This window comes from Pantoea sp. sgz302252, from assembly GCF_042610525.1.
GTDB lineage: Bacteria > Pseudomonadota > Gammaproteobacteria > Enterobacterales > Enterobacteriaceae > Erwinia.
The window spans coordinates 766,485-783,513 of record NZ_JBHDVM010000001.1; the positions used below are offsets into that span (position 1 = coordinate 766,485).

At 52.1% G+C, this 17,029-nt stretch carries 19 protein-coding genes and 1 pseudogene; 10 read left to right on the plus strand and 10 right to left on the minus strand.

The window, feature by feature from the left end; all coding sequences use genetic code 11:
* Positions 1-11: 11 nt before the first annotated feature.
* Positions 12-836, plus strand: a complete 825-nt coding sequence (locus tag ACETPC_RS03410; protein ID WP_380178596.1) for an amino acid ABC transporter ATP-binding protein — start codon at positions 12-14, stop codon at positions 834-836.
* Between the two features lie 62 nt (positions 837-898).
* Entirely contained in the window at positions 899-1,939 is a 1,041-nt protein-coding gene (locus tag ACETPC_RS03415) for an ABC transporter substrate-binding protein (RefSeq protein ID WP_380178598.1), read from the plus strand.
* Between the two features lie 66 nt (positions 1,940-2,005).
* Here the strand turns inward: ACETPC_RS03415 and ACETPC_RS03420 are convergent, their stop codons facing one another.
* Positions 2,006-2,875: a prohibitin family protein gene (locus tag ACETPC_RS03420; RefSeq protein ID WP_380178600.1), complete on the minus strand. Its 870-nt coding sequence runs from the start codon at positions 2,873-2,875 to the stop codon at positions 2,006-2,008.
* A gap of 162 nt (positions 2,876-3,037) precedes the next feature.
* Complete coding sequence (locus ACETPC_RS03425) at positions 3,038-3,652, minus strand: XRE family transcriptional regulator (protein WP_380178602.1); 615 nt, start codon at positions 3,650-3,652, stop codon at positions 3,038-3,040.
* 43 nt (positions 3,653-3,695) lie between these two features.
* Here ACETPC_RS03425 and ACETPC_RS03430 point away from each other — a divergent pair, with 43 nt between their 5' ends.
* The 5 genes from ACETPC_RS03430 (at position 3,696) to ACETPC_RS03450 (ending at position 6,703) form a co-directional block, all read left to right on the plus strand.
* A complete protein-coding gene (locus ACETPC_RS03430) occupies positions 3,696-4,391 on the plus strand; it encodes a B3/4 domain-containing protein (protein ID WP_380178604.1) in 696 nt (231 codons plus the stop codon).
* 147 nt (positions 4,392-4,538) lie between these two features.
* Positions 4,539-5,078: a hypothetical protein gene (locus ACETPC_RS03435; protein WP_380178606.1), complete on the plus strand. Its 540-nt coding sequence runs from the start codon at positions 4,539-4,541 to the stop codon at positions 5,076-5,078.
* A complete protein-coding gene (locus ACETPC_RS03440) occupies positions 5,075-5,494 on the plus strand; it encodes a putative T6SS immunity periplasmic lipoprotein (protein ID WP_380178608.1) in 420 nt (139 codons plus the stop codon). Before ACETPC_RS03435 ends, ACETPC_RS03440 begins: the two co-directional genes overlap by 4 nt.
* 75 nt (positions 5,495-5,569) lie before the next feature.
* Positions 5,570-6,256 carry a helix-turn-helix transcriptional regulator gene (locus ACETPC_RS03445; RefSeq protein WP_380178610.1) on the plus strand — a complete coding sequence of 229 codons (687 nt, stop codon included), beginning with the start codon at positions 5,570-5,572 and terminating at the stop codon, positions 6,254-6,256.
* Between the two features lie 78 nt (positions 6,257-6,334).
* Positions 6,335-6,703 carry a VOC family protein gene (locus ACETPC_RS03450; RefSeq protein WP_380178857.1) on the plus strand — a complete coding sequence of 123 codons (369 nt, stop codon included), beginning with the start codon at positions 6,335-6,337 and terminating at the stop codon, positions 6,701-6,703.
* Positions 6,704-6,748: 45 nt separating this feature from the next.
* On the opposite strand, the gene ACETPC_RS03455 is transcribed toward ACETPC_RS03450, so the two are convergent.
* Genes ACETPC_RS03455 through ACETPC_RS03465 form a run of 3 tightly spaced genes read right to left on the minus strand, consistent with a single transcriptional unit; the run spans position 6,749 to position 9,263 of the window.
* Positions 6,749-7,561: a MetQ/NlpA family ABC transporter substrate-binding protein gene (locus ACETPC_RS03455; RefSeq protein ID WP_380178612.1), complete on the minus strand. Its 813-nt coding sequence runs from the start codon at positions 7,559-7,561 to the stop codon at positions 6,749-6,751.
* A gap of 18 nt (positions 7,562-7,579) precedes the next feature.
* Positions 7,580-8,248, minus strand: coding sequence for a methionine ABC transporter permease (locus ACETPC_RS03460; protein WP_380178614.1), 669 nt, complete (start codon positions 8,246-8,248; stop codon positions 7,580-7,582).
* Positions 8,241-9,263, minus strand: a complete 1,023-nt coding sequence (locus tag ACETPC_RS03465; RefSeq protein WP_380178616.1) for a methionine ABC transporter ATP-binding protein — start codon at positions 9,261-9,263, stop codon at positions 8,241-8,243. Before ACETPC_RS03465 ends, ACETPC_RS03460 begins: the two co-directional genes overlap by 8 nt.
* A 587-nt stretch (positions 9,264-9,850) precedes the next feature.
* On the opposite strand from ACETPC_RS03465, the gene ACETPC_RS03470 reads away from it, so the two are divergent.
* Positions 9,851-12,247 carry a membrane-bound PQQ-dependent dehydrogenase, glucose/quinate/shikimate family gene (locus ACETPC_RS03470; RefSeq protein ID WP_380178618.1) on the plus strand — a complete coding sequence of 799 codons (2,397 nt, stop codon included), beginning with the start codon at positions 9,851-9,853 and terminating at the stop codon, positions 12,245-12,247.
* A gap of 156 nt (positions 12,248-12,403) precedes the next feature.
* On the opposite strand, the pseudogene ACETPC_RS03475 reads toward ACETPC_RS03470, so the two are convergent.
* Together ACETPC_RS03475 and ACETPC_RS03480 are read right to left on the minus strand one after the other, a co-directional pair.
* Positions 12,404-12,598, minus strand: a pseudogene (locus ACETPC_RS03475) (hypothetical protein); the annotation flags it as partial.
* 338 nt (positions 12,599-12,936) lie between these two features.
* Entirely contained in the window at positions 12,937-13,125 is a 189-nt protein-coding gene (locus ACETPC_RS03480) for a general stress protein (protein WP_380178620.1), read from the minus strand.
* A 594-nt stretch (positions 13,126-13,719) separates the two neighbouring features.
* On the opposite strand from ACETPC_RS03480, the gene ACETPC_RS03485 reads away from it, so the two are divergent.
* Together ACETPC_RS03485 and ACETPC_RS03490 are read left to right on the plus strand one after the other, a co-directional pair.
* The gene (locus ACETPC_RS03485) at positions 13,720-13,995 is read left to right on the plus strand and encodes a hypothetical protein (protein WP_380178622.1); all 276 of its coding nucleotides are present in this window, start codon (positions 13,720-13,722) and stop codon (positions 13,993-13,995) included.
* A 181-nt stretch (positions 13,996-14,176) separates the two neighbouring features.
* Positions 14,177-14,671: a CinA family protein gene (locus ACETPC_RS03490; protein ID WP_380178624.1), complete on the plus strand. Its 495-nt coding sequence runs from the start codon at positions 14,177-14,179 to the stop codon at positions 14,669-14,671.
* 39 nt (positions 14,672-14,710) lie between these two features.
* Here the strand turns inward: ACETPC_RS03490 and ACETPC_RS03495 are convergent, their stop codons facing one another.
* The 3 genes from ACETPC_RS03495 to ACETPC_RS03505 form a co-directional block, all read right to left on the minus strand.
* Positions 14,711-15,106 (minus strand): YgiW/YdeI family stress tolerance OB fold protein, encoded by a 396-nt coding sequence (locus ACETPC_RS03495; RefSeq protein ID WP_380178626.1) that lies wholly within the window; start codon positions 15,104-15,106, stop codon positions 14,711-14,713.
* Positions 15,107-15,207: 101 nt separating this feature from the next.
* The gene (locus ACETPC_RS03500) at positions 15,208-15,417 is read right to left on the minus strand and encodes a DUF2767 family protein (RefSeq protein ID WP_380178628.1); all 210 of its coding nucleotides are present in this window, start codon (positions 15,415-15,417) and stop codon (positions 15,208-15,210) included.
* Between the two features lie 128 nt (positions 15,418-15,545).
* The gene (locus ACETPC_RS03505; protein ID WP_380178630.1) at positions 15,546-16,859 is read right to left on the minus strand and encodes a CitMHS family transporter; all 1,314 of its coding nucleotides are present in this window, start codon (positions 16,857-16,859) and stop codon (positions 15,546-15,548) included.
* Positions 16,860-17,029: the final 170 nt, after the last annotated feature.

Here is a 17,029-nt window from a genome sequence, read left to right on the forward strand (position 1 = left end):
GGAGAGAATCAATGTCAGAAGCGCTTGAACTCTATCCGCGCGCCGTCTCAGACTGGCGAAACCGCCCGCAGCCTCAGGCGGGTAAAATCGAAATCGCTAACATCAGCAAAAGCTACGGCGCTTTCACCGCGCTGGAGGACGTTAGCCTGACTATTGAGCCAGGTACGGTTACCGTCATTCTTGGCCCTTCCGGCTCCGGCAAATCCACGCTGCTGCGCACTATCAATCATCTGGAGCGCGTTGATGAAGGCTTTATTCAAATCGATGGCGAATATGTAGGCTATCGCCGTAAAGGCGACAAACTCTACGAATTAAAAGAGCGCGCCATCCTGAAACAGCGTATTCAGGTCGGCTACGTTTTCCAGAACTTCAACCTGTTTCCGCATATGACCGTGCTGGACAATATTATCGAAGCGCCGATCGTTCACGGCCTGTTAAAACGCCGCGAGGCAATCGAACGGGCTTATGAGCTGTTGGATACTGTTGGCCTGCGCGAAAAGGCCCATGCCTGGCCACGACAGCTTTCCGGCGGCCAGCAGCAGCGTATCGCCATTGCCCGCGCGCTGGCGCTAAATCCCAAAGTCATGCTGTTTGATGAACCGACTTCCGCACTGGATCCTGAACTGGTGGGAGAGGTACTGGAAGTTATTAATAAACTGGCGCGCTCAGGCGTAACCCTGGTGGTGGTAACGCATGAGATAGGTTTCGCGCGGCAGGTCGCCGATCGCGTGGTGTTTATGGTAGACGGCAAAATCGTGGAAAGCGGCAGCGCCGATCAGGTGTTGAACCGCCCCACTCACCAGCGTACCAAAAGATTTTTGGAAAGAGTTCTTTAGGCGCAAGCGCACGATAAGCCAACGCCATTATCAAAAATTTACCGGCAAGAAAGGAGTTCAGTATGGCCATTCCCGGGGTATTCTCACGACGCGCATTTCTGCGTACATCAGGACTGCTTCTCGCAGGTGCCGCCGCGGCGCCCGTTTTTCCGCTCTGGGCGGCAGAAAGCGATAAGCTTACTACGGTAAAACTCGCCTGGGGTCAGACCGCAGTTTGCCAGGCGCCGATTTCCGTAGCGCTGAAGCAGGGTTTCTTTAAGAAGTATGGCCTGAACGTCGAGCCGGTAAACTTCAGCGGGCCCACCGATGCGCTGCTGCAGGCTATCGCCACGGGTCAGGCCGACGGCGGCATCGGCATGGCGCTGCGCTGGCTGAAGCCGCTGGAGCAGGGATTTGACGTAGATCTGACTGTCGGCACGCACGGCGGCTGTATGCGCCTGCTGGCGCCCGCTTCCGCCAATATTCGCAGCGTAAAAGATCTGGTGGGTAAAAGCGTGGCGGTGACGGATCAGGCCAGCCCCATCCGCAACTTTTTCGCTATTCAACTGGCTAAGCTGGGTATAGATCCCGATAAGCAGGTCAACTGGGTGCAGTATCCTGCCGACCTTTTTGGCGAAGCCTTGCGCAAAGGCGAAGTTCAGGCGCTGGCGACAGATGATCCACAAGGCTGGCTGATCAAGCACCGCGACGGGCTGATTGAGGTGGATAATAACCTCAACGGCGAATACCGTAATCTGACTTGCTGTGTATTGGGCCTGCGTGGTTCGCTGGTACGCGATAATCCAAAGGTGGCGCGCGCGATTACGCAGGCAATTGTCGATGCCCAACAGTGGACAGCCGATCATCCGGCGGAAACCGCAAAAATATTCGCGCCTTTCGTGCCTGGACAGGTGCCGATTGAAGATATTACCGCGATGCTCAGCGAGCATACCCATCATCACCATTCAACCGGCGACCAGCTGCGCAAAGAGGTAGCTGTCTACGTTAATGAGCTGAAGACGATAAAGGTTATCCGCCCGGATACCGATGCCCGCTTATTCGCTGAACATTATGTGCCAGAGCTGCTGCCAGTATCCCATTCACAGCATCATGCAATGGGCTAGTCAGGAGATAAGAAAAAGTTGTAGCGGGAGGCATTTTATCTGCTTCCCGCCGTTTCGTTAACCTGGTTATTTTACGGAAATAAAAGGCACGCTGCCGCCCGGTACCATAGTAGCTGGCAGCTTGCCATCCCAGCGTTCAGCCGTGGTCAGGCTCACCAGCGAGGGATTATCACGTAGCGCCTGACCGCGCAGCCGGATCGCTTCCGCTTCGGCCGCGCCTTTTAATCTGATCGACTCCGCCTCTGCCTTTGCCGCCGCAAGCTGGCTGGCCGCCTCTGCTTCCGCCTGGGTGATGGCGATTTGCGCCTGGATTTTTTCTGTTTCCAGATTCTGTCTGCGTGTGGCGATGGCAACTTCCGCCTTCATCCTGTCCTCTATCGACTTCTCATAGGCATCTGAGAAATCGATATTTTCTACCTGTACGCTATCAATCATCACTGGCCCGACAATGGATTTTCTCAGGGCGTTCTGCACATCCTGAACCAGCTTCGCGCGATCCTGGACAGCGCTGATAGCGGTGTATTGGCCAAAGACGTTTTCCAGCTGGGTCGGGATCTGTCTGGCAATCAATCGCTCCGTCATGTTTTGCAGCGTGGTATAGGAGATATAAAGCTTTTCAACCTCAGAAGCAGGCACATGGTAATTCACCGAAACCGACATCGTGGCCGGCTGCTGATCGCGGCTGTAGGTTTGGATGCTGTTAAGCAGCATGGCATGATTATGGATCGAAATAGTTTTAACGGTTTCAATAAAGGGTATTTTAAACCCAAGCCCTGGCTCCGCAATCTTCACTATTTTCCCGTAGCGCAGCAGCACGCCCCGCTCGCCCTCTTTGACCGTATAAAACGACATTAAAATAAGCAAAAAAGCGGCAAAAATAGCGAATATAGCTACGGGAAGTGTTTGCATAAATTTCTTTGAAACTGGCTGGCGCATAAAAGTTCCTTTTAACAATTTAAACCCAGGCGGCCGCCTGGCCGCTTTCCCTTTACTCTTTTATGTAACGCTGGCTGGAATACACTTTCCCGGCCTGGCGGAAATAATCTTTAATTTTACTGCCAGCGTCAATGGTTGTTTTGCGGCTATATTCTACAGCTTTTACTGCCGCTGATTTTTATGCAATTCGGCAACGGTCATGGTAAATATTAAGGGCTTCTCTGTTTGATTAGCGTAGCTATGGGCCATATCCGTTCGGGCTACCGCCGAACAACCGACGTTAATAGTTAGCACAGCGCCTTCTGTTTGCAGGCTTAACGTACCTTGCTCAACATGCAGCAGCTCCAGCGTGCCGGCTGGATGGCCTGCCGAAGAAAATACCTCGCCAGGCTGCATTTGCCAGCGCCACAGCTCGATCATATCCGGCCCGCTGGTGCCAGCCAGCAGCCGCGCGCTGCCGCCTTTTTCTCCCTGCCATAAGGTGGGGATCTCATCGCTGGCGATAAGCCAGGCGGAGGGCGAATCGGTAACGTTAACGATATCGGCTACCGAAAGGCCAAGCGCGGCGGCGATTTTGCACAGAATAGCGATGCTGGGGTTTGCCGTACCTTTTTCTGTCTCTACCAGCATGCCTTTGCTGACGCCTGCGCGACGGGCAAGCTCATCCAGCGAGAGTTTCTGTGCCTTGCGATGGGTTTTAATGCTGCGTGATACGGCGGCGCTGACGCTATCAAGATCGGCGCCCGCCTCGGTCGTTTTATTGACTTTTTTGGTCATTGGTCGTTACTATGAAATAAATTGGTCATTGAGGGATTATTAAATGTTTTCAGTAACGCCGTCAATCGCGCCTGATATTGCCAGCCTGGCGCCGGGTTTTCGCGCGCTAAGCATTAGCGTTGAGGCCGCGCCGCTGCGCCATCCTGAGATCGCTCAGGAATTTATGGCCAACGCCTGCAAGGCCGTGATTGCCGAGACAATTCCCTGGGCCGAGGCACATCTGGCCGAGTGGGCAGAAACTTTTAAAAGATTTGGCGCTAAGCCTAAACGCACGCCCTGTTCGGCAGAAGCGCTGCGCAAAAGAGTACAGCGTGATGGCGTATTACCAGGTATAGATCCACTGGTCGATCTCTATAACGCCATTAGCCTTCGCTACGCGATTCCGGTAGGCGGCGAGAATTTTGCCGCCTATGTCGGCCAGCCGCGCCTGGTTATCGCCGAGGGTCGCGAGCTGTTCGATACGGTAAAAGAAGGCAGTCCGGCCTTTGAAGCACCGGAAGCGGGCGAAGTGGTCTGGCGCGACGATAAAGGCGTAACCTGCCGCCGCTGGAACTGGCGTCAGGGCGTGCGTACCCGGCTGGATGCCAGCGCAAAGCAGATATGGTTTATCCTGGAAAGCCTGCCGTCCATGCCGGATGAAGCTCTGCAGCAAGCGGGACAAGAACTGATCCGCGGGCTGGAGATAATGATGCCGGGCGCACAGATGCAAATAACCGCCGTGGGGTTTGGCGATCGATAACGGAAAATCCTTAACGGAAAGCGCCAGACTGCTCTGGCGCTGCGTCAGGCAATATAATCTAAGAGTAAAAAGCCAAAGACGATAAATAAATGAACCTCACCTTTTTATGTGATAAAGTTCTCCTGTTCAAAATTCAGGGAGAGAAATATGAAAAAGGAAAAGTGGCGGGCTCGCCAATTAACAGCTGGTGAAATTAAAATAGCGGAAAGCATATTTAAAAACGCCATAAACTATTCCAGGGTCAGAGTCCATAAAGAAAGCTATTTTCCATTTGATCTACAAAATAAAGATACGGCTGTTACGCCCAACGGTGAAATCTACTTTATGCCGAAACACTACGAGTCCGATTTTTCTGTAGCGCCAAACTGGAAACAACACTGGTTCATTCACGAAATGGCCCATGTATGGCAATATCAGTTAGGCCTTAACGTCAAACTACGTGGCTGTCTGAGTTGGGCTGCGAATTATCGCTATTCATTACCTAATTATAAGCTTATTTTCGACTACGGTATGGAAGCTCAGGCCAGTCTGCTTGCTGATTATTTTTGGTTAAAAACTTTCGATCGCTCAGGGTTTGAATCCGTAGCTAATTTCGAAGGCATTAAAGGGCCTGACCTTCTCAAAAGATATGAATGGGTTTTGCGCGGTTTTTTAAGCGATCCCTCCGATAAAAGGCATTTACCATGATTAAAAAGCTCTCAATAGCCGCCGTGGTATTGACGAGCGGCTGTCATCTGGAAAAACCTTACGTTTATCCGCTGGATATCTTTATTAAAGATAACGCGCCCTGCTTTGCCGTGCCCGCTGACAGGCAGAAAAAAGGCGATCTTGTCCTGAACAGAGGCGTTATCATTTCCAGACTAACCGGCGGGAAATGGGTAAACATCTGGCATTCCGATCCTCAGCCGCCCTTTACCATTATCCCCGCAGGCCAATGCGTCTCTTATCCGGAAATCAACTGGCAGCCAGGTGACTACTCTGTATTAATGACTATTGCCAGCGAGCGTGATGATGAAAAATTTCGGCTGGTAAACACGATACGACTGCAAAAAAATCGGGCAGGCTATTTTTCCCTTCAAAACATTCAGCAGCTTCATGATTAAAACATTATTCATTACAAATGCTATCGGCTTATTATTAAGAGCTAACGCTGTTTTTACAGGGACGATAGCAACAAGATGAGCCGCAGTGAACGTTTACTAAAACTGATCCAACTCCTACGCGGTCGCCGCTATCCGGTGACCGCGGCTTTTCTGGCAGAGGAGCTGGGCATACATATCCGCACGCTTTACCGCGATATAGCTACCTTACAGCAGCAAGGTGCCTGCATTCAGGGCGAAGCCGGCATGGGCTATCTGTTGCGCAAAGATTATCTGCTGCCGCCGCTGATGTTCACTCAACCTGAAATCGAGGCGCTGCTGCTGGGCATTAGCTGGGTGAAAAAGCGTGGTGACCCGGACTTAACCGCAGCGGCCAGCGAAGCGCTGGCGAAAATAGGCAGCGTCATCCCTGCTGCGCTAAAGCAGACTGTTGATTATCAGGCGTTGCTGGTCGGTCCAACCGAGCACGATTTGCCGCAGATTTGGCTGGCTGAACTTCGTCAGGCTATCCGCCAGCGCAACAAGGTTGAGATTACCTATAAAAACTTACAGGATCAGGAGTCTCGCCGCGTTATCTGGCCGGTAGCTGTAGGCTATTTTGACGCGGTTCGCCTGCTGGCCGCCTGGTGCGAACGGCGCCAGCAGCTACGTCATTTTCGAACCGACAGGATCCAACAACTCGTTATTCTCCATGAACGCTATCCCCGCCAGCATCATGAGCTGCTCGCAGCCTGGAAAAAGGAACAGGGAATAGCCGCTTCCTGACAACAGGCTACTGACAGAAATTGTCACAGACATCTTTTAGAGTGCAGTGAAATTCATCCAACCCAGAAGGAAAACATGATGCTTACTGCCGCTATGACAATTCTTTATGTAGCCAATCCTTTAAAAAGCGCGCGCTTCTACGCTGACCTTTTTCAGGTCGAACCCATGGAGGCGTATCCCACTTTTTGTCAGTTAAGCTTGCCGGGCGGTTTTCAGCTTGGCCTGTGGTCGAAATATACCGCCGAACCCTTGCCTCGCGGCAATGATGGAAACTTTGGCGAACTTTTTATTACGGCGGGAAGTAAAGAAGAAGTGGATACCACTTTTTCTGCCTGGGCTGAAAAACTTTTGGATGTTGTTCAAAAACCGGTAGATCTGGATTTTGGTTATACCTTTGCCGTTATTGATCCTGATGGACACCGGATCCGGGTCTGTTTCCTGTACTAAACAACAGCGATAAAGAAGGCCGGTTTCCCGGCCTTAAAACAGCAATCAGTTATTAACAGGAATAACCGCGCCTTTATACTTGGTGCGGATCCAGTCCTGAATCTGTTTAGAGTGCAGCACCGTTACCAGCGCTTTGATATCAGGTTTGTTTTCATCGCCACGGTGTACGGTGATGATGTTGGCGTACGGGTTGTTCTCGCCGCTCTCAACAGCGATAGGATCTTTTACCGGATCCAGGCCCGCGTCGATAGCATAGTTGGCGTTGATCACCACCGCGTCGCCTTCATCATTGTTGTACATCTGCGGCAGCAGCGCGCCTTCCACGTTAGCCAGGAATTTCAGGTGTTTCGGGTTTTCCACGATATCGCTGATGCGCGCGTCAACTTTACTGACGCCTGGCTTCAGTTTAATCACGCCCTCTTTCTCAAAGATAGCGAGGATACGGCCTTCTTCTGATACCGCGTCGCGCATAATGATTTTGCCGTTCTGCGGCAAATCTTTCAGCGATTTGTATTTTTTGGAATAGATGCCAATTGGTTCGATATGGATCGCGCCCGCGCTGACAAAGTCGTAGCTCTTATCGTCAGCGTGATCTTTCAGCACGCTATTCAGATAAGGCACGTGCTGAAAATAGTTTGCATCGATATCGTGGCTGGCCAGCGCGGTGTTTGGCAGGATGTAGTCCTGGAAAGGTTTGATTTCCAGATCGATCCCCTGCTTTGCCAGAATTGGCTTAGCCTGCTCCAGGATTTCCGCGTGCGGCACGTTGGAAGCGCCGATGGTCAGCGTGTCCGCCCATGCGCTCAGACTCAGCGCGCCCAGAGTTGCCGCAGCCAGCAGCGTCAGTGTTTTTTTCATTATTACTTCCTTCATGAGTTAGCGTTTGTCGAGCCGTGTGGTGATGAAATCGCCAATAAACTGAATAATAAAAACGATAATCAGGATCATAACCGTTGCTACCAGAGTGACATCGCTGTGGTTGCGCTGGAAGCCTTCCAGATAGGCCAGGTTGCCCAGGCCGCCCGCGCCGATCACGCCCGCCATCGCGCTGTAGCTCACCAGCGCAATCAGCGTTACCGTAATGCCGGAAACCAGCGCTGGTGAAGATTCAGGCAGCAGCACGCGAAAAATCAGCGTGCTCAAGCGTGCGCCCATTGAGCGGGATGCTTCAATAACGCCTTTATCCACTTCGCGCAGGCCTATTTCGACCAGGCGAGCATAAAACGGCGCCGCACCCACGATTAGCGCAGGCAATGCAGCATTAGCGCCCAGGATGGTGCCAATTAAGGTTTTGGTGAACGGGATCAGTAATACAATCAGGATAATAAACGGAATGGAACGGAAGACATTTACCAGCACTGAAATCACAGAATAAACTGCGCGGTTCTGGAAAAGCCCACCGCGCGCGGTCAAAAACAGCGCCAGGCCGAACAGAATGCCCAGCACGAAAGTCGCCACGCCGGACCAGGCCGTCATATAAAGGGTTTCGCAGGTCGCATCCCAAAGCTGATCCAGCTTCAGATGGGGGAAAAGAGACTCAATCATGAACTACCTCGGTGGTAATAGCGTGGGCGTGTAAATCGGCCAGGATGCTCTCCAGCGCCTTGCCGCTGGCGGCAACCTGCAACCACAGCTCGCCAAAAGTGCCGTTGGTAGTTTGCGTCATCTTGCCGTGCAGGATATTAAAAGGAACGCCGTATTTTAGCGTCAGCTCGCCAACAATGGGCTGCTGCGTGTTCTGGCCGACAAAAGTCAGCTTCAGTACGCTGCCCGCCGCGCGGTCAATCAGCTCCGGATTGAAAGGCGTTTCGGCGCTGCTGTACTCTGCGGTTTGCTTAACAAACTGACGAGTAATCGGCTGCTGAGGATGGGTGAATACCGACAGCACTTCGCCCTCTTCCACGATCCTGCCCGCTTCCATCACTGCCACGCGATGGCAGATTTTGCGTACAACGTGCATTTCATGCGTGATCAGCACTATGGTCAGTCTGAGCTTGCGATTGATATCCAGTAGCAGATCGAGGATGGCGTCGGTGGTCTGCGGATCCAGCGCTGAGGTGGCCTCATCGCACAGCAAGACTTCAGGATTGTTTGCCAGCGCGCGAGCAATGCCCACGCGCTGCTTTTGTCCACCGCTAAGCTGCGAGGGATAAGTATGTTCTTTGCCTTTCAGGCCCACCAGCTCAATGAGCTCCTGCACGCGGGTTTTAATAGCCGCTTTCGGCGCGCCGGCAATTTGCAGCGAAAAGGCAATATTTTCACTGACCGTGCGCGACCAGAGCAGATTAAAGTGCTGAAAAACCATGCTAATTTTCAGCCGCGCCTGGCGCAGCGCTTCGCCTTTCGCCCGGGCGATATCTTTGCCCGCGATGGTGACGCTGCCGGAAGTCGGTTTTTCCAGGCCGTTCAGCAGGCGGATTAACGTACTCTTGCCCGCGCCGCTGTAGCCGATAATGCCGTAAATCTGCCCCTGCTCGACATTAAGGTTGACATCGTCAACCGCCGTCACCGGGCCAGCCGCAGCGTGAAAGATCCTGGAAACATTACGCAAAACTATCATTGCCCGTTCTTTTCCCGTGTTGGTCGGCCCGCAGACCGAGTCAATATACTGACTATTTTTAATACGTTATTGGCGATGCTTATGATACGGGATAGCTTTTACCCGGTCGCGTCTCTGCAAAGACGCAAATGCCATGTGATATAGCCAAAAGGCATAACGCAGAGACCCAGTGCCGTGCCAACCCGTTTCATTGCTCTGTTTTTTTACAGCTAATTTACTGCAACGGTTTTTTATGCCGCTTCAGCACAACATTTAAGCCATGCTTTAACAGTATTAACTGGCGCGCAATGTTACCAGTAATTCGCGCGAATTGTTGCATATTGCCATCCAGACGGCTATCGGTTGGGCAAAAAACGGCCGTTCAGCGAGGGAGTCTGTCAGGGAAATACTTATCTGTTTATGAAGCACATGGTCAGGAAACAGATTACTGCTGATAACGTAAGATTTTGAGACAATAATCTTTGCCATTTAACACATTGAATAAAGAGAATATTATCCATAAAATCAGGCTTTTGCCTGCCTGTTCCCTTTACCTGTCTTTTCACCTTATATCCTTGATTTACCTGTAACCCATCAATTAAGACCTTATGCAAAAAAAATCCTGGTTTTCCCTGCCCTCGCTCACCGGCTATGTGGTTAGCCTGTTTGGGCTGGCCTTTCTGGTATTGGGCGGCTGGCTGGCCACGCTGGGCGGCACGCCCTGGTATCTGATTTTCGGCGCCGGTTTTTTCCTTAGCGGCATCTTTATCTGCAAACGCCGTCCGGCCGGGCTTTGGCTTTACCTGCTCTCATTTTTGATCTGCGTGGTCTGGGCACTGTATGAAGTGGGAATGGACGGCTGGAAGCTGATGCCGCGCCTGTTCGCGCTGGCCGTGCTTGGCATCTGGTGCAGCATGCCATGGATAACGCGCCCGGTAATGCAGACGCAGCGCCGCGCCGGTATGCTGAGCGGCGTTGTTTATCTTGCGGCAATCGTATTGATCTTCTGGTCTGGCTGGCATGTCACCGCAACCCGCTTTGTACATCATGCGCCGGTTCCTGCATCTCAGGAGGCGGTCAGCACAGATACCAATAACGACTGGCAGCATTATGGTCGTAACCGGGAAGGCCAGCGTTTTTCGCCGCTGACGCAGATCACTCCCGCTAACGTCGATAAGTTACAGCCTGCCTGGCAATATCATACCGGCGATACGATGCGTAAAGGCGAAGATAAAGCGGGCCGTGAATTTAGTTTTGAAGTCACGCCAATTAAAGTCGGCAACACGCTGTTTATCTGTACGCCGCATCGCCAGGTGATAGCACTGGATGCCACCAGCGGTAAACAGCGCTGGAAGTTTGACCCTAAAGTAGATACATCCGCTAATGAATATCTCGCCTGTCGCGGCGTTGCTTACAGCAAAGCTGTAGATGACAGCACCTGTCCGGAAAAGATCATTACTACTACCAGCGACGCGCGCATGGTGGCTTTGAATGCGCAAACCGGCGAGCCGTGCGCCTCTTTTGGTAATAAAGGCTATGTCAGCCTCACCGATCATATGGGCCAGGTGCCGCCGGGCTTTCACTTTATTACTTCGCAGCCGATGGTAATGGATGGACGCGTGGTGCTTGGCGGCTGGATTTACGATAACCAGACCACCGGCGAACCTTCCGGCGTGGTGCGCGCCTATGACGTGAAAACCGGCCAGCTTTCCTGGGCCTGGGATTTAGGCAGGACGCCGCAAAATGCGCCGCTGAAACCGGGCGAAGAATATACTCACGGCACGCCGAACGGCTGGGGAACCTATACGGCTGATGAGAAACTGGGACTGATCTATATTCCGCTGGGTAATGCCACGCCGGATTACTATGGTGGCAAGCGCCGTGCTTTTGATGAAAAATATTCGAGCTCGCTGGTGGCACTGGATATTCACACTGGCGAAGAGCGCTGGCATTTCCAGACCGTACATCATGACGTGTGGGATTTTGACGTGCCGATTGGCCCGACGCTGGTCGATTTGCCGGGCAAAAATGGCGAAAGCGTTCCCGCGCTGGTGCAGACTACCAAAATGGGCCAGCTGTTCCTGCTGGATCGCCGTACCGGCAAGCCGCTGGCGCAGGTTAATGAAAAGCCCGTGCCTACTTCACCTTCTTTGCCGGGCGAGCGTCTTTCGCCGACGCAGCCGGATTCCGTCGGCATGCCTAATCTGTCGCCGCCAAACCTGAAAGAAACCGATATGTGGGGCGCGACGCCGATCGATCAGCTGATCTGCCGCATTCAGTTTCACCGCTATCGCTATCAGGGCCAGTACACGCCGCCAGCAGAAGGGACTTCCATTGCCTATCCGGCTTTTGATGGCGTAATGGACTGGTATGGCGCTTCGGTCGATCCGCAGCGGCATCTGCTGATTGCCAACACCAGCTACATTCCTTTCACTATGGAGCTGATGAAGCATGATGCGGCCATCAAACAGGGGTTGATGAAGCAGTGGGCTGGCTGGGCCAGTGGTCAGGCCTACCCTAAACCTAAGGAATTCGCTGTCGGGCCGCAGTATGGTACCGGCTGGGCTGCGGTAGTTAAACCCTGGCTGACAGCGCTGGGCGCACCTTGCAGCGCGCCGCCATGGGGTAAACTGATTGCTATTGATCTGAACACGCGCAAAATTGCCTGGGAAAGACCAGCGGGCACCACGCGCAATATGAATATTTTTGGCACCCACACCAATGCGCCGCTGCCGACCGGCATTTTTATGATGGGCGGCAACATTATTACCGGTAGCGGGCTGATATTTATGGGCGCGACAGCAGATAACTATCTGCGCGCCTTTGACGAGGCCAGCGGCAAAGAGCTGTGGAAAGCTAAATTGCCTGCGGGTGGTCAGGCGACGCCGATGACTTACACCGGAGAGGATGGTCGCCAATATGTGGTGATTGCAGCTGGCGGACACGGCGGGCTTGGCACCACTTCCGGCGACGCGCTGGTCGCTTATGCGCTGCCAAAAAACTGAGGAATAATATAACTACCCCCACCGCAAAGGTGGGGTTAAGGTTTCAGCAGACAGAGCAGCAAACCTGGCAGGCGTTCAGACAATATTTTCTGGAATTACTATCGCTTTTTTAGGCTTTTTTTGACTTTCTTCATCGTTACCAGGCGGCGTTTTACGCGTGTGTTTCAGCATAGCGACGTGGCGGGCAAAGTCCTCATGAACCTCGTCACTGTGTAAATTAACGGAAGCCGCGCCGTCTTCATCTATTAAAATTCGTTCCCCGTCATCTTTCGCTTCCTGCATATCATTGCGGGACATCACGTTTAACAATCTTTCCGGGCTGGCAAAAAGACTTACCATCATTTTAAGCATAGGTTCTCCTGTTACCGGCGAAAAATATCAGAGACTTCTTATTTATTACCTCTGTTTCGCCAAATTAGCTAATATTTACCCTATCAGTATAGTTGATAAAAGCGAAGCGGCTAAATGGTTTAAAAGCAGTACTAATAACAGTACTCAACAGAAAACTATCGGCAGTGAAAGAGGTATTACGGGTGACGCTATTATAGCGAGGCGTCAACAGGGATGGCATGTACAAAGGTGGAAGTAACGTAAGGGGAATGGAAACACCAAAATAAAAGGAGGTTCATAACCGCCACCGCGCCTGAACGCGATGACGGCGAGCCTGCCTGCAGCAGGCGCTTTACTCTTTAGCTGCGGTGGCTCTTCTCGCCGCCTTTTTTACCGGCCTCTGACGCTTTTTCGCGGTCATTTTTGAAGTTACCGCTGCCGCTGCTGTTCTGGCCGCCTTTCTGCCCGCCTTTTTTGCCTGCTTCTGACGCTTTTTCGCGATCTTCGGCGAAGTTACCTGAATTTGAATTACCACGATGCTGAGTCATGCGTATGTCCTCTTCGTGTTAAAAAAATAACCACTGAGTTATTTTAAATAATTTAACCCTACAGGATTAAATACCAGTGAGCGTGCTGCGTAGTTAAATTTAGCAGTCCCGCTTATAAATGCAAGAAAACCGCCACAGAAAAATAATAAAAACTTATGGCTCTCTATCTATATGATTGGAAAGGAAATCACGAAACAGCTTCCCTGTTATTGTTTTCAGCGATGCAATATTTTTTTGGTCTCTAATTTTTAACTGATTTATTTTCCCACCCGCAAAAAGAAATAATTTAAGCTGCCGCTTCGCTATAACTCTTTGCTGATGCGATAGTTTCTTTTCTTTACAGGGGTGTTATCCAGCGGAAAAGCGCACCAGGCGCTATCCGAAACGCGTCTAAAACCACACAAATAGCTGGACTTAATTAACGCTTTTTTACAAAATCGGCCCTACCGCCTGGTAGCTTAAGTCAAATAACAAGGCGGACAACGTTTTTTTTGCTGGCGAAAAGCCTGCTCCAGGGATTCAGTTACCGGCCAGCCGGGCGCTTTTGCTGCCCCTTCCCGACCGGTTTTCCAACCGCGTAGCATTTGGTGAATCATGGAAAAAGAACGCTTTTTGACCCGGCTCGGTAAATGGCCAAATATTGAATTTACCGAAGTTTGTATTACCCTCTGCGGCAACAGCGAGGACAGCCGTTCCGAACTTTATGTCCGCGACCGAGACGATCCGCCCCGCTGGCTTTTTATCCGCCGTCTCGCCGTCAGTGAGCAGCCTGAACGCATTCTGGCCAGCTATAACCTTTGGCTGGCGGAATTCAACAACCGTCGCCTGCCGACCTTCTGCCGCAGCCCTTTCTTTGCAGGTATAAACTAGTGGCCGCCCGGCAGGCACAAAGGCTTTTTCTTCCAGCCTCCGGCTCGCTTTTCTGCGCCTTAGCGCAGTTTATCTATACTTTCGGCGAGTGCCTGACTTTCAGGCTTAATTAACCTTCGGGCGAGAGACGCCAATCTTTCCCCGCGGATAAAACGGGGTCACTACCTATGGGAGAATCTCAATGAATGAGCAACTGGTGGCAACCGCTGAACGGCTCGGCAAAGCGTTGCAAAAGGCAGAGGTTAAGGTAGCCGCTGCAGAATCCTGTACTTCGGGTCTTGTCAGCTCGGCGCTGGGCGCGGCGAGCGACAGCGGCAATTACTTTACCAGCGGGTTTGTAACTTATACCGATTCCGCCAAACATCGTGTTCTGCACGTTAATGAGAAAACGCTCAAGGTACATACCGCAGTCAGTGAAGCTACGGCGCGTGAAATGGCAGTAGGGGCTAAAGAAGTCTCGGGCGAACAAGCGAGTATTGCTGTTACCGGCTATGCGGGGCCGGATGGCGGCGAAGACGGTACGCCAGCGGGAACAGTGTGGTTTGGCTGGGGATTGCCAGACGGCAGGATTGAATGCCTGCAGCGGCATTTTGCGGGTAAGAGCGAAGAAGTAGTACAGCAGGCGGCTTTATTTGCTCTCCAGCACCTTGCAGAGCTGCTGGAGAATCGCGCCTGAGGCAGACTGGCGAACCGGCAAGGTTCGCCATAGCAGTTGTTATGGATCGCCAATCTGTTTCACGGCAATCTCGGTCTGTTTGCCGCGGTGTTTTACGAATCCACTGACGCGCACTAAATCTTTGGCGTCATATTTTTTTCCGCCCCAGGCGGATTCAGGGATCACCAGGTTGATTTTGCCCGACTTATCCTGGAAGGCATAAGTATTGCCGGCAATCTTTTTGGTGATATTCCCTTCCAGCGTGACCCACGAGTCCGCCTTTAGCGTATGAACCGTTTTGATCAGGCTCTCATTGGTATCTTCAGAACCTTTGTAGCCCGCGTCCTGCTTGTGCGGCGGCGGCGGCGTTTCTCCCGCTTCAAATCCCCCTTTATCCTCGGCCATGACGTTCAGGCTAAGGGCAAGCAGCGCGGCCAGCGTAAGCACTTTTTTCATAAACACTCCTTTCGTTTAAAAAGTCCGGTAATTGTTCTGCACGCTTATAAGCCTGGCAGAAAGCCGCCACTTTTCTGGCGAAGAGAGAAAAAAACCTGAAATTAATCAGGTTTTATCAGACGGATGGCGTGCTCCAGCACTTTTTGCTCATCGCGGTCGGCGTCCGTACGCTCATGACGTGTCCTGACCAACAGCTTCGCCAGAATGTCGCGGCTGGTATTATGGCCGCTTTCTGACAGAACGATAGCCGCATCGCCGATTACCCGGCAGACTTCGTCATAATACTCTTCACTTAATACGTCACGTTTCATAAAGCCTCACAGTTAAAGCGGCGCTACTCTTCAATCCGGACAGCGCCGACCAAAAGTATTAATCCTGAAACGGCGTACCGCCAACGCGCCACCAAGGTGCGCCAGCTTATTGTGATCTATGTCACGTTTTAACGACTGTAGAGCGGGAAAGCGCCAAAGATCAGGCCACCAGCCATCAACATCAGGCTCACTAAAATCCCCCATTTGATAGCGAAACGCTGGTGATCGCCAATATCCACCTTAGCTAATCCCACCAGCAGATAGACTGATGGCACCAGCGGGCTTAGCAAATGGAAAGGCTGGCCGACAATGGAAGCTCTGGCGATCTCCTCGGCGCTGATTCCATAGCCGATCGCCGTCTGAGCAATAACGGGCAAAATGCCGAAGTAAAAAGCGTCGTTGGACATAAAAAAGGTAAAAGGCAGGCTAACCAGCGCGGTAAATACCGCCAGATAAGGCCCAAAACTATGCGGGATTACCGCCAGCAGGCTTTTCGCCATCGCATCGACCATACCGGTGCCGGAGAGAATCCCGGTAAAGATGCCAGCGGCGAAAATCAGCGAGGTCACGGCCAGCACATTACCGGCATGCGTGGTAATACGGGCCTTCTGCTGCTCCAGCGAAGGGTAATTCAGCATTACCGCAATGGCGAAAGCGAGCATAAACAAAATCTGAATAGGCATCAGCCCGGTCACCAGCAGCACCAGCAGCACCGTGGTCAGAATAAAATTAGGCCAGAACATTTTTGGTCGCCGGTTCGCTTCGCACTCTTCGGCATCGCCCAGCCCAAGTTCGATGTTATCAAGATGGGCGCTGTCGAGCTGAATAACGCCCAGGCGCTTACGCTCGCGGATCCCGAACAGCACCGCCATTCCCACCAGCGTCACGCAGCCAAGAAACATCGCGGGCAGCATAGGAATAAAAATATCCAGCGCGTCGATGCGTAAGGCTGCCGCCGCGCGCGCTGTAGGGCCGCCCCATGGCGAAAGGTTCATGATACCGCTGGCAAGATTCACCAGGCAGGTCATCGCTAACACGTTCATGCCCAGCTTACGGTAAAGCGGCAAGAATGCGGCTACGGCAATCATATAGGTAGTGGAGCTGTCGCCATCCAGCGAGACCAGCAGCGTCAGCACCGCCGTACCCACCAATACTTTAAGCGGATCGCCGCGTACGATTTTCAGGATAAAACGTACCAGCGGATCGAAAAGCCCGGCGTCAATCATCAGGCCAAAGTAGAGAATGGAAAAGGTCAGCATTACGCCTGTGGGCGCCAGCGCCTTGACGCCGTTAAGCATCATTTCACCCAGCCCATGATAGTAACCAGCAGCCAACGCAAATACCGTCGGCACGATAATCAGCGCGATCAGCGCCGACATCCTTTTGGTCATGATCAGGTACATAAAGCAGGTCACCATCGAAAAACCTAATATGGTCAGCACAATACTTCCCCTCTTTCGGATGCTAATCGCAGGCTGAGACGCGCGGCGTCCATCAGCAAAAGTTATCTAAATGGCCGGACAGAATGTAAAAAATTAAGTCAATTGCTCAGCTTCACGGCTTTAACCCGTTGTTTTATAGTCGGGGCGCGCCAAACCTGATAATAATATGT